Below are 14,384 nucleotides of genomic sequence, written 5' to 3'. Positions count from 1 at the left end.
CCGCCGCCCGCGTCCGTCGCTCCGCCCCCGCTGCCCGTTCCGCTGAGTGCGAGGCCCGAGTGCGGGCGCGATCCGACTGGCCGGGCGTGCTGGAGCGCCCGGCCGGTCGGAAGTCGCCCGCATCCGTGGCTCGCCGCCTCCCTGCCGCCTGGCGGACCCCCTGCAGGGCGTGATCGGCGGATCCGGGCGTGATCGGTCGTCCGTTCGCGCCCGGATGTGCCGATCCCGCCCGGTCCGCTGGGCGAGAGGCTGTTCGCGGGCGCGATACGACTGCCCGGGCGCATCGAGGCGCCCGGGCAGTCGGATGTCGCCCGCAGACGGGGCGGCGGATCGTCAGGTGCGGGCGGGTTGCCCGGTGCGCGGGTCCTGCTCCACGGGGCCCGGCTGCTGCTGCTGCGGAGCGCCGGGCTCGACGAGGCCGCCGGCTGCCCTGGCGGCGTCCGCGGCCTCCTGCAGCGGGCTCTTCTCGCGCAGCGGCGGCGTCTTCAGGAACCAGGACAGGACGAAGGCGACCAGCGCGACGACCCCGGCGACCATGAAGACCGTCACCATCGCGTCGGTGAAGCCGGTCAGGAAGGGCAGCTTCAGCACCCGCGCGGCGCTGGTGAGGAACGACGTGTCCCCGTCGAGCGCGGTGCCGAGGCCGCCGGACGCGTCCGGCGTGCGACCCGACTGCACGGCCTGCAGCAGCGGCGTGTAGATCCGCTCCATGATCCCGGCGTTCGCGGGCGCGTTCGCGACCGCGGGGTCGGCGGCGGCGCGGAGCGCGGGCTCGATCAGGGACCGGTCGCGGAAGGCGGCGCCGAGCGTGTCGGGCAGGCGGGAGAACAGCACCGAGAACAGCACGGCGGTGCCGAGCGTGCCGCCGATCTGCCGGAAGAACGTCGAGCTCGAGGTGGCGACGCCGATGTACCGGACGTCCACCGCGTTCTGGCTCGCGATCGTCAGCGTCTGCATCAGCTGCCCGAGCCCGAGCCCGATGCCGAACATGCCGATCCACGCCCACCAGAGCGGCCGGTCGGGCGTCATGAAGGTCATGTAGCCGAAGGCCGCGGCGAGCAGGCCGGTCCCGAGGATCGGGAACAGCCGGTAGCGGCCCGTCCTGGCGATGGTCTGGCCGCTGATGATCGAGGCGGACATCAGCCCGAGGATCAGCGGGATCATCGCGAGCCCGGACTCCGTCGGGGTGAGGCCCTGCACGAGCTGCAGGTAGAGGGGGATCGTCAGCAGCGCGCCGAACATCGCGAAGCCGACGAGCACGCCGAGCACCGTCGCCATCGCGAACGTGGCGTTGCGGAACAGGCGCATGGGGATCAGCGCGTTCGTCCCCATCCGCAGCTCCGTGAGGATGAAGCCCACGACGCCGACGAGGGCGAGCGCGTAGCAGACGAAGGAGCCCGGGGCGTCCCAGCCCCACTCGCGGCCCTGCTCGGCGACGATGAGGCCCGGCACGAGGGCGAGGACGACGAACGCGGCGCCCCACCAGTCGATGACGACGCCGTCGCGGTGCCGGTTCGGCAGGCGCAGGAAGCGCACGACGAGGTAGAGGGCCGCGGCGCCGATGGGCAGGTTGATGAGGAAGACCCAGCGCCATCCGGTGATGAACAGGATCGAGTCGGCGCCCGCGAACAGACCGCCGACCAGCGGTCCGATGACGCTCGACGTGCCGAAGACGGCGAGGAAGTAGCCCTGGTACTTCGCGCGCTCCCGCGGGGCGAGGATGTCGCCCATGATCGTCAGGGCGAGCGCCATCAGCCCGCCGCCGCCGACGCCCTGCACGGCGCGGAAGGCCGCGAGGGAGTACATGCTCCACGCGAAGCCGGACATGAGCGACCCGACGAGGAAGATCGAGATCGCGATCAGGAAGATCGGGCGCCGGCCGAAGATGTCGGACAGCTTCCCCAGGATCGGCGTCGAGATCGTCGACGTGATCAGGTAGGCGGTCGTCACCCAGGCCTGCAGGCTGAGCCCGTTCAGGTCGTCGGCGATGGTGCGGATCGAGGTGCCCACGACCGTCTGGTCGAGCGACGACAGGAACATCCCGCTCATCAGACCGACGATGATCAGCAGGATCTGGCGGTGCGACAGGACTGCGCCGGACGGCGTCGCCGTGGGCGCGGTGGAGGTGGCGGTCAACGTGCTCCCCTGGTGATTGACCGGATGAAACTACGCCCTCGCGGCGACGATCGGGCCGAGGAGTCGCTGAGTAGGCTCCCGCGCGTGCGTCGGATCCGTCGTCCCCGGCTCGTCGGCGTCCTCGCGGGGGTCGCGCTGCTCGCCCTCTCCGGCTGCACCGCCGCGGTCCCGACCGGCAGCGCGTCGGGGGCACCGAGCGCCTCGACGCCGGGCTCCGAGGCGCCCACGTCGCCGACCCCAGAGACCACGCCGACGCCGACGCCGACGCCGACGCCGACGCCGACGCCGACGTTCGACCTCGCCCGCCACTCGATCGACGACCCGCGCAGCATCTGGGTGGTGGTCGACAAGCGGCGGCCGCTGGACCCGAAGGACTGGGTGCCGCAGGACCTCGTCGCCCCCGACGTGCCGCACACGAACGCGCCGCTGCTCCGGAAGCCGGCCGCGAAGGCCCTCGAGCGGATGGTCGCGGCGGCGAAGGGCGACGGCGTCGGCGTCGTGTCGCTGTCCGCCTACCGCCCGTACACCGTCCAGAAGTCGATCTTCGACCGCAACCTGAAGTCGCTGGGCCTCACGGCGACGGAGCGGCTCACCGCCCGCCCCGGCTACAGCGAGCACCAGACCGGGCTCGCGGACGACCTCGGCGACTCGTCCGGCCGCTGCCCGATCGCGACCTGCTTCGGGGCGACGCCCGCCGGGCGGTGGCTCGACGCGAACTCGTGGCGCTACGGCTTCATCCTCCGCTACCCGAAGGGGCAGCAGGCGGTGACGGGCATCCAGTGGGAGCCGTGGCACTTCCGCTACGTCGGTGAGGCGCTGGCGCGCCACATGCACGAGTCGGACCAGCCGCTGCTCGAGAAGGTCTTCGGCCTGCCGGACGCGCCCGACTACTGAGCGGCGGGGGTGTCGCGCGCCCCGGCGTCAGTACGAGTGGGCCGACTGCCAGTGCGCCCAGGCGCCGCAGGGGGTGCCGTAGCGGCCGGCGATGTAGCCGAGCCCCCAGCGGATCTGCACGCGGTGGTCGTTCAGCCAGTCGCCGCCGGCGGACGCCATCTTCGTACCCGGGTAGGCCTGGGGGATGCCGTACGGGCCGTTCGGCCGGCCCGCGTGCGCGTTCCAGCCCGACTCCCGGCTCCAGAGCGGCACCAGGCAGGCCAGCTCCTTCTTCGCCCACCCTCGGGCGGCGATCTGCTGCGCCGCGTACTGCTGCGCCTCGCCGACGGGAGCGACCGGTCCGGTCGGCATCGACACCGCGCCGCCGCTCGACCCGGACGGGGCGACGGGAGCGGCCGAGACCTTGATGCGGTCGACCGTGATGTCGTCGAGCACCGCCTCGGGCGGGACGACGTAGTGCTGCACCGCGACCGTCGGCCTCGTGTCCGGCTCGTCGCCCGGCAGCGTGGTCGCGTAGGCGTTGCCGATCAGCGCGAGCGTGATGCCCGCGCCGCCGACCGTGGTGACCAGCCCGGGCAGCAGGATCCGCACCCGCGCCCACCAGGGGGCCGGTGCGGCCTCCTCCTCCTCGAGCACCTCGGGCTCGGGCAGGGCGCGCTCGTCGAGGGCGTCGTCCACGCGGGTCCCCTCTCGTCGCGGCACGGTCGGCGCCCGACGCTAGCGGCCGGGGCGCGCTCAAGGGCTGCAGGCCCGCGGCGTGCCAGGATTCCTCGGGTGACCAGGATCCTCGGGTGACCAGGCGCTTCCCGGCCCGGGTCTACGGGGTGGGGCAGGAGCCCGACCCCCGCTTCACGCTCGCCAACGAGCGCACCTTCCTCGCCTGGATCCGCACGGCGCTCGCGCTGATCGCGGGCGGCGTCGCGGTCGACGCCGTAGCGCTGCCGCTGCCCGTCGGCGTGCGGGTCGCGACCGCGGCGGTGCTGCTCGGACTCGGCCTCGTGCTGCCGGTGGTGGCCTGGCTGAACTGGGCGGCGGCGGAGCGCGCCCTGCGCCTCGGCCGCCCGCTGCCGTCGTCGTTCGTCTCGCTGCCGCTCGCCGGCGGCGTCGTGCTCGTCGCGGTCCTCATCGTCGTCGGGCTGCTGATCCGGTGACCGCGCCCGTCGACCCGGGCCTGCAGCCGGAGCGGACCGCGCTGTCGTGGCGCCGCACGCTGCTCGCCCTCGCGGTGGGCGCGCTCGTATCGGTCCGCGTGCTGCCGGACGTGCTCGGACCCTGGACGATCGGCACCGGGCTCGCCGGCGTCGCGGTCGCGATCGGCCTGTGGCTCGCGGCCGCCCGCCGCGCCCGCGCGGCGTCGGCCGCCTTCGGGTCCGGCGGCGTGATGCCGGGCGGACTGCTGCTGGCCGCGACCGCGGTGCTCACGGCAGCGGGCGCGGCGCTCGGCCTGCTCTACCTCGCGGCCTCCCCCCGCTGACCGACGGTCCCCGCGGATCCGCAGCACTCCCGCGGAGGAGGTGCGGATCCGCGAGGGGGGACGCGGGTCAGCCGAGCGCGGCGTCGACGATGCGCTTCGCCTCCGCCTGGACCGCCTTCAGGTCGTCCGGGCCCTTGAAGGACTCGGCGTAGATCTTGTACACGTCCTCGGTGCCGGAGGGGCGCGCGGCGAACCAGGCGTCCTCGCTCACGACCTTCACGCCGCCGATCGCGGCGCCGTTGCCGGGCGCCTTCGACAGCTTCGCCACGATCGGCTCGCCGGCCAGCTCGGTCGCGGCGACCGCGTCGCCGTCGAGCTTCCCGAGCGCCGCCTTCTGCGCCTTCGTCGCTGCCGCGTCGACGCGGGCGTACGCCGGGTCGCCGAACCGCTCGGTCAGCTCGCGGTACAGCTCGCTGGGGCTCCTGCCGGTCACCGCGCGGATCTCGCTCGCCAGCAGGCAGAGCAGGATCCCGTCCTTGTCGGTGGTCCACGAGGTGCCGTCCTGCTTGAGGAAACTGGCGCCCGCGCTCTCCTCCCCGCCGAAGGCGACGGAGCCGTCGATGAGGCCCGGCACGAACCACTTGAAGCCCACCGGCACCTCGACGAGCGTCCGGCCGATCGACTCGGCGACCCGGTCGATCATCGAGCTGGAGACCAGCGTCTTGCCGACCGCCGCGTCCTCGCTCCACCCCGGGCGGTGCGTGAACAGGTACTGGATCGCCACCGCGAGGTAGTGGTTCGGGTTCATCAGGCCGGCGTCGGGCGTCACGATGCCGTGCCGGTCCGCGTCCGCGTCGTTGCCGGTGAGGATGTCGTAGTCGCCGGCGCGGGCGACGACCGAGGCCATCGCCGACGGGGAGGACGGGTCCATGCGGATCTTCTCGTCCCAGTCCAGCGTCATGAAGCCCCACTGCGGGTCGACCTCGGGGTTCACGACGGTGAGGTCGAGCCCGTAGGCCTCGGCGATCGCCTGCCAGTACGACACGGAGGCGCCGCCCAGCGGGTCCGCGCCGATCCGGATGCCGCTGTCCTTGATCGCCTGCATGTCGATGATGGAGCCGAGGTCCTCGACGTAGCGGGTGCGGAAGTCGTAGGTGCCGACGGCGGTGGCCTCGGCGCGCTGCACGTCCTGGAGGCCGCCCGCGATCAGCGCGTTGGCGCGCTCCGCGATCCAGTTCGTCGCGTCGCTGTCGGCCGGGCCGCCGTGCGGCGGGTTGTACTTGAAGCCGCCGTCCGCGGGCGGGTTGTGGCTCGGCGTCACGACGATGCCGTCCGCCTGCGGCTGCCCCGGGTGCTCCCGGTTGTACCGGATGATCGCGTGGCTCACCGCGGGCGTCGGGGTGTAGCCGTCGAACTCGTCGACGAGCACGTCGACGCCGTTCGCGACGAGCACCTCGAGCGCGGTCGACTGCGCGGGCGCCGAGAGCGCGTGGGTGTCGCGGCCGATGAAGAGGGGGCCGGTCGTGCCCTGCTCGGCGCGGTACTCGACGATCGCCTGCGTGATGGCGGCGATGTGGTCGTCGTTGAAGGCGGTCTTCAGGCTGCTGCCGCGGTGGCCGCTGGTGCCGAACACCACCTTCTGCTCGGGGTCCGACACGTCGGGGTGCCGGTGCCAGTAGGCGTCGATCAGCGCTTCGACGTCGATGAGGTCGGACGACTGCGCAGGCGTCCCTGCCCGTGAGGTCATGCCGTCATCCTGGCACCCGACCCGCTGGGGCTTCCCTCCGGATCCGGGCCGACGCACCGCGCGGTCGCGACGGAGCGGGCCGGTGGCACGCGCCCGCCTCACCTGAAGAAGTCCTGTGGATCGCGGGGAGCCCGGGTGTCCGCCGTGCCGCCGAGCGGGCCGGCGGGATCCTGCGGCCGTGCTGAGGATGGTGCGCGACGTCGTCGACCTGCTGGAGCACTCCGCCGACCAGCTCGAGGCGGAGGGGCGCGGAGGGCTCGCGCTCCACCATCGCCGAGCCGCGGCGCACCTGCGGCCGGCGGGCGAGCCGGACTAGTCCGCCGCGGGCCGCACGATCGGGGTGCGCGGGGACCACGGCAGCACGCCGAGCCGGCGGGCGGCGCCGGCCTCCGCGTTCGTGCCGCTGGAGACCAGCAGGAAGCGGCCGTCGGCGTCGGTGAGCACCTCGGAGTAGACGGCCCCGCCCGTCGGCAGCAGCGCGACGGCATCGGCGGCGGAGCCGCCGACCCACAGGCTGCGCAGGGTGGGGTCGGCGCCCTCCCGCTGCGCGGCGAACTCGCCCTCGACCCCGACGACGAGGAAGCGGGTGATCGACCCGGACAGGTCGTCGACCTCGCGCTCCGCGACGCGCAGCGGCCCCCCGAGGTCCGCGCCGCCGAGCGCCACCGCCGGCTCGTCCGAGCGCTCGACCATCGCGAGGGCCTCGGCGGTGGAGGCCGTCGGCACCGGCGCGAGCCCCCACCGCGCGACGAACCGCGTGCACTGCGCGAGGCCCTGGGGGTGGCTGAACACCTGCCGTCCTCGCAGGCGCTCCAGCGGCTCGGGTCCCCGGACGTAGGCGTCGAACCGCACGGCGACGTCCACGACGCCGCTCGCGACGACGGGCGGTGCGGCGAGCAGCGCGTCCACGGCCCGGCCGACGAGGCCGGATGCGCTGCTCGTGATCGGCAGGACCCCGACGACGCCCGGCCGCAGGGCGCCGAGCACCGCGTCGAAGCTCGGCAGGGCCGTGAGCCGCGGCGCGACGAGGCCCAGGCTCTCGCCGGCCTGGCGCGCCGCCGTCTCGGAGAACGTGCCCGCCGGGCCCAGGTAGACCACCTCCAGCTCCGCGCGGGCCGGGGCCCGCGTGACGCCGACCGGCCAGGCGTAGGCGGCGGCGACGTCGCGACGCACCGCCTCGACCGTCGCGTCGACGTCCCGGTCCGCCCGCACGGCGAGGTGCACGACGACCGAGCGCTGGCCGGTGCGCACGACCTCGTCGACCAGCCGCACGTCGCGCAGCCCCGCGGCGCGCGCGACGACCCGCGTCACCCCGGCGCCGGACACGGACTCGGGCACGAGGAAGCGGACGTCGCGCGGCAGGAACGCGAGGCGCTCGTCGAGCAGGCGCTGCAGCTCCGCCTCGCCCAGCACCTCGACGTGCCCGGCACCGAAGTCGTGGCGGGCGACGCGCTTCGGCACGCCGAGCCGTGCGGCGTTCGCCAGCCCGGGACCGTCCAGCAGGGCGGCCCGACCGGGCGGCCCCGCCAGCAGCACGTCGAGCGCGACGTGGGTCGGGGACGCCGCACGGACCCGGCCGACGCGCACCGAGTCGGGGGCACCGGCCCGGCGGAGCCCGACGAGGGTGCCCTCGCGGAGGTGCCGCGCGATCTCGCCCCGCCGCGCCTGCGCGGCCTGGATGCCCGCCGCCGCGGTCGTCCGCAGCTCCTCGAAGAGCGTGCCGCTGATGCGGTCGCGGGCCGCTGCGGCCGCGCGCTGCACCTCCGGCGTCTGCAGCGCGGCCACCTGGGCCTGCTGCCGGGGGTCGAGCGCCCGCGTGGTGAGCGCGAGCAGGCTGTCGAACAGCGGGGTGCGCACGCTCCAGAGCGCGTCGAGGTCCGGCACGGACGCGGTCACCTCGTCGGCGAACGCGACGAGCGTGCGGTGCGTGGCGCCCTGCACGACCGCCATCGCGGCGTCGTGCGAGGCGGCGTCGCCCGTGCGCAGCAGCGCCCCGCTGCCCTCGAGCGCGTCCGCGAACCAGGTCGGCGGTGCGGCCGGGGCGACGAAGACGCCCTGCCCGTCGCCGGCGGTCAGTGCGGGGTCGAACAGCAGGTGAGCCGTCCATGCCTGCTGCGGCATGCGTTGCAGCAGGGCGACGGCGGGCGCCATCGGATTCGCCACGACGACCAGCTCGGCGTCACCGGGCAACGCGGCGGCGAGGTCGGTCAGCACCGGGTCGAGTGCGGAGGCCGGCACGGCGACGACCGCCGCGCGGACGTCGCCGAGGTCCGCGGGCAGGGCCGTGAGCGCCTGCCCGCCGCCCTGCACGGAGGGGTCGATCGGAGCGGTGTCGACGAGCAGGGTCCGGGACCACCGCCCGTGCGCGCCCAGCTGCTCGGCGAGCCAGCGCCCGGCGCCGAGCGCGGCCCCGACGACGACGAGCCCTCCTGCCATGACGCCCAAGGCTAGGGGTGGCGCGTCCTCAGGCCAGCGACCAGTAGAAGGCGGTCCCGCCGGGGTGGTCGATGGTGATCGACTCGTCGACGTCGCGGTAATCGCTGTCCTTCGTGTGCCCGGCGTACCCGATGCGGGTCCGTCCGCCCTCGGTGGTGATGCGCGTCACGACGCCGGTGTGATCGCGGTCGCCGGAGCCGTCCCAGTCGAACTGGACCACGTCGCCCAGCTTCACGCGGTCGCGCTGGTCGTCCGTGAGCGCGGTCCCGAGCTCCGGGTGCAGGGTCATGAAGTCGCGGAAGGCCGTGGAGCTGATCCAGGCCGGACCGGAGGACACCACCTGCTCGGCGTGGGTCCACGTCCCCTGCTGCTCCCAGCCGCGTTCGAGCAGCGACTGGCTCGTGAAGTCGACGCAGTCGGTGTCGCCGAGGCGCTGGTAGGCCGGGTTGTAGTCCTTCCAGTAGGTCAGCACGTACTCGAGCTGCCGGTCGACCCCGTCCACGGCGCGGTACGTCCAGGTGGTCGACGCGACCTCGTGCCGATCCGCGTCGAGCAGGGCGACCTCGACCTCGCCGGATCGGAAGTCGACGGCGGCGGGGGAGGTCGCGACGACGCTCGCCGCACCCTGCCGCACCAGCGGCACCTCCACGCCGCCGATCCGCGCCGTGCGGGCCGCGCCGAGGTCGGTGCCGTGCAGCACGATGCGGTCGCCGCCGCGGACGGAGCCGGATCGTGCGCCGCGGTACCGGAGCCCGACGGTCTCGGCCTCGACCGCGTCCACGGCGCGGGTCGAGACCGGGCTCCCGGAGCAGGCGCTCAACGCCATCGCAGCGGAGCCGAGGGCGGCCGAGGCGAGCAGGTGTCGACGGGTCGCGCGCATCCGGAGGACCGTACGGACCGGATCGCGCCGGTGGCGGAGACGCGCCGGGCGCCCGGCGTGTCCCGCGGCGCGTCGCTCAGGCGGGCTGGGCCTCCTTCGCCGCGTCGGAAGCGGGCAGCTGGTCGGCCTTGTCCTCGGGGACGCGCACGGTCAGTGCGCCCGCCTCGACGGACGCCCGCACGGCGACCACGTCGCCCATCGCATCGCCGTCCAGCTGCACCGCGCGCGGACCGTCGGTGCGGAACACCACCCGCTTCCCGCGGAGGTAGCGGAGCGTCCGCACCTCCTTGGTGTGGCTCAGGATCTTGCGGCCGAGGTCGCTGCGGCGCAGGACGCCGTTCTCCCAGAGCACCTTCCAGAGGATCTGGATCCAGCCGATCGGGCCGTCGGGGCGGAGCGCGACGATGTCGAAGAGGCCGTCGTCGACCGCCGCCTCCGGCAGCAGCAGGATGTTGCCCGTCAGCAGCCCGCAGTTGCCGATGAGCACGGTGTTCACGCGCAGGGAGTGCGAGGGCTCGTCGTCCAGCTTGAAGCGCAGCCGGATGCGGTTGTCGCCCTTCAGGCTGCGGACGATCCCCCCGACGTAGGCGAGCCAGCCGACCTTCTTCTTCAGGCCCGGATCCGTGTTCGCGATCATCGCGGCGTCGAGGCCGATGCCCGCCATCACGACGAAGGCGTGCGTCTCGCGGTCGCCGCCCTCCCGCTCCAGCTCGGCGACACCGAGGTCGATGTGCCGGTCGACGCCGGTGAAGGCGGTGTCGACCGACTCCTCGAGCCGGTCGAGCGACATGCGCAGGTTGCGGGCGAGCAGGTTGCCGGTGCCGGAGGGGATGAGCGCGATGGGGACGCCGGCCCCGCGGAGCCCCTCCGAGACCGCGCGGATGGTGCCGTCGCCCCCCGCCGCCACGACGACCGTCGCGCCGTCCTCGACCGCCTGCTTCGCCATCCCGGCGCCCGGGTCCTCCTCGGTGGTCGGGTACCAGCGGCTCTCGGTCCAGCCGGCCTTCCGCTCGCTGTCGGCGACCGCCCGGCGCAGCCGGTCCTCCTCGACCTTGATCGGGTTGTAGACGATCGCGGCGACCTGGTCCGAGGCGGGCATGCGCCCCACCGTACTGAGGACCACCGGGGAGATCTCCGCAGGAATGCTGAGAGGCGCCCCTGCCGGCCGACGGTCGGCAGGGGCGCCTCTCGAGGGGGTCAGAACGCGCCGAGGCCGTTCGGCGTGCCGAGCCCGGTCGGGCCGTCCCAGCCCGTGCCCGCGGTGCAGAGCTGCGCCGCGACCGTCGAGCACGACCCGTTCGACCCGCCGCTGACGTCGTGCAGCGAGGATGTGTTCGCGTAGAGGTGCGCGCCGGCGCCGTCCGCCGGAGGGCCGCCGGCGAGCGCGTACGTGCCGGCGATGATCGGCGACGAGGCCGACGTGCCGCCGAACACCATCCAGCCCGCCCTCCCCTGGTAGCGCGTGCTGTCGTAGACGGCGACACCGGTGCTCGGGTCGGCCACGGCGGACACGTCCGCCACGGCGCGCTTCGATCCGCACGCGGTACCGACGGCGGCGCCCTGCCAGCTCGGCTGGTCGAACGCGGTGGAGCATCCGGAGCCCGCACCGCTCCACGCCGTCTCGCCGACCCGGGTGGTCCCGCTCATCGTCAGCGACGTGCCGCCCACCGCGATGACGCCGGGTGCCGAGGCCGGGTAGGAGACCCCGTAGCCGCCGTCGCCCGTGCTCGCAGTGATGACCGCCTTCGTCGACGAGTACGCCGAGTCGTACGCGGCGGACGCCGAAGGCTCCGAGCCGCCGTAGCTGTTCGACACCACCGTCGCGCCGAGGCGGACCGCCGTCGTCACCGCGGTGGAGAGGTCGGCGAGCGACGCCGAGTCCGCCTCGACGAGCAGGATGCTGCAGTTCGGGCAGATCGCGCTGGCCATGTCGAGGTCGAGCGACGTCTCCTGCGCCCAGCCCGCGTTCGCCTTCGGCATCCTCGTGCCGCCGGTCTGGTTCACCTTTTTGAAGGTGCAGGTGCCGATCGCGTCCGAGGTCGGCGTGCCCGCGCAGCCGGGGAGCCCGTAGGTCGTCCGGTACACGGCCAGGTCCTTCGCCGCCGTCGGGGCGTCGTAGGCGTCGATGATCGCGAGCGTCCGGCCGGCCCCGGCGGTCGAGGTGAGCCCGTACGCGCTCTGCAGCTGGGTCGGCCCGTAGCCGTTCGGCAGCGACGTCGCGCTCGAACGCACGGGTGCGGCATCGTTCCTGATCGCGTCGCACGCGACCATCCCCTTCGCGGGCGGTCCGCACACCCGCACGTGGCTCGACGGGTGCGTGCCCGTCGCGGCCTGCGCGGGCAGCGCGGTCGCCCCCGCGATCGTCAGCGCGAGCGCTCCGAGCGCCACCGCGCGCCCGGCCGTGATCATCCTCATCCGGACTCCGTCCCGTCGCCGCGCGCACCATTGCTCGCGCGGATCGCCCGGAGTGTGCTCCTCGGGTGATCCGGCGACGGGAGGCGCGCCGGGGCCGTTGTCGCGGTCCCGCCTAGGCTGGGGTGGTGATCGACCCGCAGCTGCTCCGCGCGGCTCCCGAGGTCGTGGAGGCCTCGCAGCGCGCCCGTCGCGCCGATGTCGGCCTCGTCGCCCGCGCGGCCGAGGCGGATGCCCGGCGCCGCGACGCCATCGCCGAGTTCGAGCGCCTGCGCGCCGAGCAGAACGCGTTCGGCAAGCGCGTGGCCGCGGCGTCCAAGGAGGACAAGCCCGCGCTGCTCGCGCAGGTGAAGGAGCTCGCGGCCGAGGTCCGCCAGGCGTCGGAGCGGTCGCAGGTCGTGGAGGCGGAGGCCGAGGACCTCGTCCGCGCCATCCCGAACGTGGTCCTCGCGCAGGTGCCCGAGGGTGGCGAGGACGACTACGTCGTGCTCCGCGAGGTGGGGGAGCGGCCCGACTTCGACTTCGAGCCCCGCGACCACCTGGCGCTCGGCGAGCTGCTCGGCGCCATCGACATGGCGCGGGGCGCGAAGGTCTCCGGCGCCCGCTTCAGCTATCTGCGGGGCCAAGGGGCCCGCCTCCAGCTCGCGCTGATGAACCTCGCGCTCGACCGCGCCGACGAGGCGGGGCTGGTCCCGCTGATCACCCCGACGCTCGTGAAGCCCGAGATCATGGCCGGCACCGGCTTCCTCGGCGACCACGCGGACGAGGTGTACCGGCTCGAGGCCGACGACCTCTACCTGGTGGGGACCAGCGAGGTGGCGCTCGCCGGGTACCACTCCGACGAGATCCTCGACCTCGCCGACGGGCCGCTCCGCTACGCCGGCTGGTCCACCTGCTACCGCCGCGAGGCGGGCAGCCACGGCAAGGACACCCGCGGCATCATCCGCGTGCACCAGTTCGACAAGCTCGAGATGTTCAGCTACGTCGATCCCGCGGAGGCGGAGGCGGAGCACGAGCGGATGCTGGGGATGCAGGAGGCGATGATGGTCGACCTCGGCCTCGCCTACCGGGTCATCGACACGGCCGCGGGTGACCTCGGCACCTCCGCCGCCCGCAAGTTCGACGTCGAGGCGTGGATCCCGACCCAGGGGCGGTACCGCGAGCTGACGTCGAGCAGCAACTGCACCACGTTCCAGGCGCGGCGGCTCGGCATCCGCCACCGCACCGAGGGCGGGCGCACCGCCCCGGTCGCGACCTTGAACGGCACGCTCGCCACGACCCGCTGGCTCGTCGCGATCCTCGAGACGCACCAGCAGGCCGACGGCTCCGTCGCGGTGCCCGAGGTGCTGCAGCCCTACCTCGGCGGCCGGGCCGTGCTCGAGCCCGTTCGGTGAGGGCCGACGGCCGGCTCGTCGCGCTCGACATCGACGGCACCGTCCTCACCGAGGACGGCGAGCTGAACCCGCCCGTGCGCCGGGCGATCCTCGCGGCGCGGGCCCGCGGCCACGAGGTGATGCTGGCCACGGGCCGCAGCGCGGCCTCCACGATCCCGGTCGCCCGTGCGGCGGGCATCGACCCCGAGTACCTCGTGTGCGCGAACGGCGCCGTCACCCTGAAGCGCGACGCTTCCGCGCAGGACGGGTACCGCCGCGAGTTCGTGGAGACGTTCGACCCGACCGAGGTGCTGGGGACCATCCGCGCCGCCCTCTCCGACGCGCTCTTCGCCGTCGAGGACGAGGAGGGCTTCTTCCGCTACACCGAGCGGTTCCCGGCCTCCGCGGTCGGACCCGCGGGGGAGCAGGTGGACTGGGACGACCTGCTCACCGTGCGGGCGACCCGCGTGGTGGTCGTCTCACCGACCTCGGCGACGGAGGAGTTCCTCGGCGCGGTGGAGCGGATGGGCTTGCACCGGGTCAGCTACGCGGTCGGCTGGACGGCCTGGCTCGACATCGCGCCCGACGGCGTGAACAAGGCGACCGCGATGGAGCGCGTGCGGAAGGCGCTCGACGTGCCGCGCGACCGCGTGGTCGCGGCGGGCGACGGCCGCAACGACATCGACCTGCTCGAGTGGGCGAGCGCGGAAGGCGTCGGCGCGGCGATGGGCCAGGCGCCGCCCGAGGTGCACCGGGCCGCGGGCGAGCTGCTGCCCCCGGTCACCGAGGACGGCCTCGCGACCCTCCTCGACCGCCTCCCGTAGCAGCAGCAGCCCCGCGCCGCTGGTCGAGGTGCGAGCGGAGCGAGCCTCGAGACCACCCGACCTGCTTCAGGACCCGTCGGTCGAGGTGCGACGGAGGAGCCTCGAGACCACCCGCGCCCGCTAGCCTCGGCCCCCTGGAGGGCTGTCCGAGCGGCCGAAGGATCCGGTCTTGAAAACCGGCAGGCAGCAATGCCTCGTGGGTTCGAATCCCACGCCCTCCGCCGCGTCCTCGGCCGACGGGCGCGCGGTCGATGCTGTTCGTCGCGCG

13 protein-coding genes and 1 tRNA gene are annotated in these 14,384 nt (G+C 74.3%); 7 read left to right on the top strand and 7 right to left on the bottom strand.

Going from position 1 to position 14,384, the window contains the following annotated elements; translation table 11 throughout:
* Positions 1-333 precede the first annotated feature (333 nt).
* Positions 334-2,136 carry an MDR family MFS transporter gene (locus ACFSBI_RS07025; protein ID WP_377933407.1) on the bottom strand — a complete coding sequence of 601 codons (1,803 nt, stop codon included), beginning with the start codon at positions 2,134-2,136 and terminating at the stop codon, positions 334-336.
* An 84-nt stretch (positions 2,137-2,220) separates the two neighbouring features.
* Between ACFSBI_RS07025 and ACFSBI_RS07020 the strand changes: the two genes are divergently transcribed.
* Positions 2,221-3,030 (top strand): M15 family metallopeptidase, encoded by an 810-nt coding sequence (locus ACFSBI_RS07020; protein WP_377933405.1) that lies wholly within the window; start codon positions 2,221-2,223, stop codon positions 3,028-3,030.
* A gap of 27 nt (positions 3,031-3,057) precedes the next feature.
* On the opposite strand, the gene ACFSBI_RS07015 is transcribed toward ACFSBI_RS07020, so the two are convergent.
* The gene (locus tag ACFSBI_RS07015) at positions 3,058-3,708 is read right to left on the bottom strand and encodes an aggregation-promoting factor C-terminal-like domain-containing protein (RefSeq protein ID WP_377933403.1); all 651 of its coding nucleotides are present in this window, start codon (positions 3,706-3,708) and stop codon (positions 3,058-3,060) included.
* Positions 3,709-3,821: 113 nt separating this feature from the next.
* Between ACFSBI_RS07015 and ACFSBI_RS07010 the strand changes: the two genes are divergently transcribed.
* Both ACFSBI_RS07010 and ACFSBI_RS07005 read left to right on the top strand, forming a co-directional pair.
* Complete coding sequence (locus ACFSBI_RS07010) at positions 3,822-4,181, top strand: YidH family protein (RefSeq protein WP_377933402.1); 360 nt, start codon at positions 3,822-3,824, stop codon at positions 4,179-4,181.
* Complete coding sequence (locus ACFSBI_RS07005; protein ID WP_377933401.1) at positions 4,178-4,504, top strand: DUF202 domain-containing protein; 327 nt, start codon at positions 4,178-4,180, stop codon at positions 4,502-4,504. Before ACFSBI_RS07010 ends, ACFSBI_RS07005 begins: the two co-directional genes overlap by 4 nt.
* A gap of 67 nt (positions 4,505-4,571) precedes the next feature.
* Here ACFSBI_RS07005 and pgm read toward each other — a convergent pair whose 3' ends face one another.
* Positions 4,572-6,191 carry a phosphoglucomutase (alpha-D-glucose-1,6-bisphosphate-dependent) gene (gene pgm / locus ACFSBI_RS07000; RefSeq protein ID WP_377933399.1) on the bottom strand — a complete coding sequence of 540 codons (1,620 nt, stop codon included), beginning with the start codon at positions 6,189-6,191 and terminating at the stop codon, positions 4,572-4,574.
* A gap of 178 nt (positions 6,192-6,369) precedes the next feature.
* On the opposite strand from pgm, the gene ACFSBI_RS06995 reads away from it, so the two are divergent.
* The gene (locus ACFSBI_RS06995; RefSeq protein WP_377933397.1) at positions 6,370-6,507 is read left to right on the top strand and encodes a hypothetical protein; all 138 of its coding nucleotides are present in this window, start codon (positions 6,370-6,372) and stop codon (positions 6,505-6,507) included.
* Here the strand turns inward: ACFSBI_RS06995 and ACFSBI_RS06990 are convergent.
* From ACFSBI_RS06990 to ACFSBI_RS06975, 4 genes are all read right to left on the bottom strand, one after another.
* The gene (locus ACFSBI_RS06990; protein ID WP_377933395.1) at positions 6,504-8,627 is read right to left on the bottom strand and encodes a prephenate dehydratase domain-containing protein; all 2,124 of its coding nucleotides are present in this window, start codon (positions 8,625-8,627) and stop codon (positions 6,504-6,506) included. The two genes, ACFSBI_RS06995 and ACFSBI_RS06990, sit on opposite strands and share 4 nt — an antisense overlap.
* 28 nt (positions 8,628-8,655) lie before the next feature.
* The gene (locus tag ACFSBI_RS06985; RefSeq protein WP_377933393.1) at positions 8,656-9,507 is read right to left on the bottom strand and encodes an amidase domain-containing protein; all 852 of its coding nucleotides are present in this window, start codon (positions 9,505-9,507) and stop codon (positions 8,656-8,658) included.
* Positions 9,508-9,583: 76 nt separating this feature from the next.
* On the bottom strand, positions 9,584-10,606 hold the full coding sequence (locus ACFSBI_RS06980; protein WP_377933391.1) for a diacylglycerol/lipid kinase family protein: 1,023 nt from the start codon (positions 10,604-10,606) through the stop codon (positions 9,584-9,586).
* Between the two features lie 98 nt (positions 10,607-10,704).
* Positions 10,705-11,922, bottom strand: coding sequence for a S53 family peptidase (locus tag ACFSBI_RS06975; RefSeq protein ID WP_377933389.1), 1,218 nt, complete (start codon positions 11,920-11,922; stop codon positions 10,705-10,707).
* A 125-nt stretch (positions 11,923-12,047) separates the two neighbouring features.
* On the opposite strand from ACFSBI_RS06975, the gene serS reads away from it, so the two are divergent.
* The 3 genes from serS (at position 12,048) to ACFSBI_RS06960 (ending at position 14,337) form a co-directional block, all read left to right on the top strand.
* Positions 12,048-13,313, top strand: coding sequence for a serine--tRNA ligase (gene serS, locus ACFSBI_RS06970; RefSeq protein WP_377933387.1), 1,266 nt, complete (start codon positions 12,048-12,050; stop codon positions 13,311-13,313).
* Positions 13,310-14,116 carry an HAD family hydrolase gene (locus ACFSBI_RS06965; RefSeq protein ID WP_377933386.1) on the top strand — a complete coding sequence of 269 codons (807 nt, stop codon included), beginning with the start codon at positions 13,310-13,312 and terminating at the stop codon, positions 14,114-14,116. Before serS ends, ACFSBI_RS06965 begins: the two co-directional genes overlap by 4 nt.
* A gap of 136 nt (positions 14,117-14,252) precedes the next feature.
* A tRNA-Ser gene (locus ACFSBI_RS06960) sits at positions 14,253-14,337 on the top strand.
* The last annotated feature ends 47 nt before the right edge of the window (positions 14,338-14,384 follow it).

This window comes from Amnibacterium endophyticum (assembly GCF_042680685.1).
In the GTDB taxonomy this organism is placed as follows: Bacteria; Actinomycetota; Actinomycetes; order Actinomycetales; family Microbacteriaceae; genus Amnibacterium; species Amnibacterium endophyticum.
The sequence above is the reverse complement of the archived record's forward strand: the minus strand, read 5'-3'. Positions and strand labels throughout refer to the sequence as shown.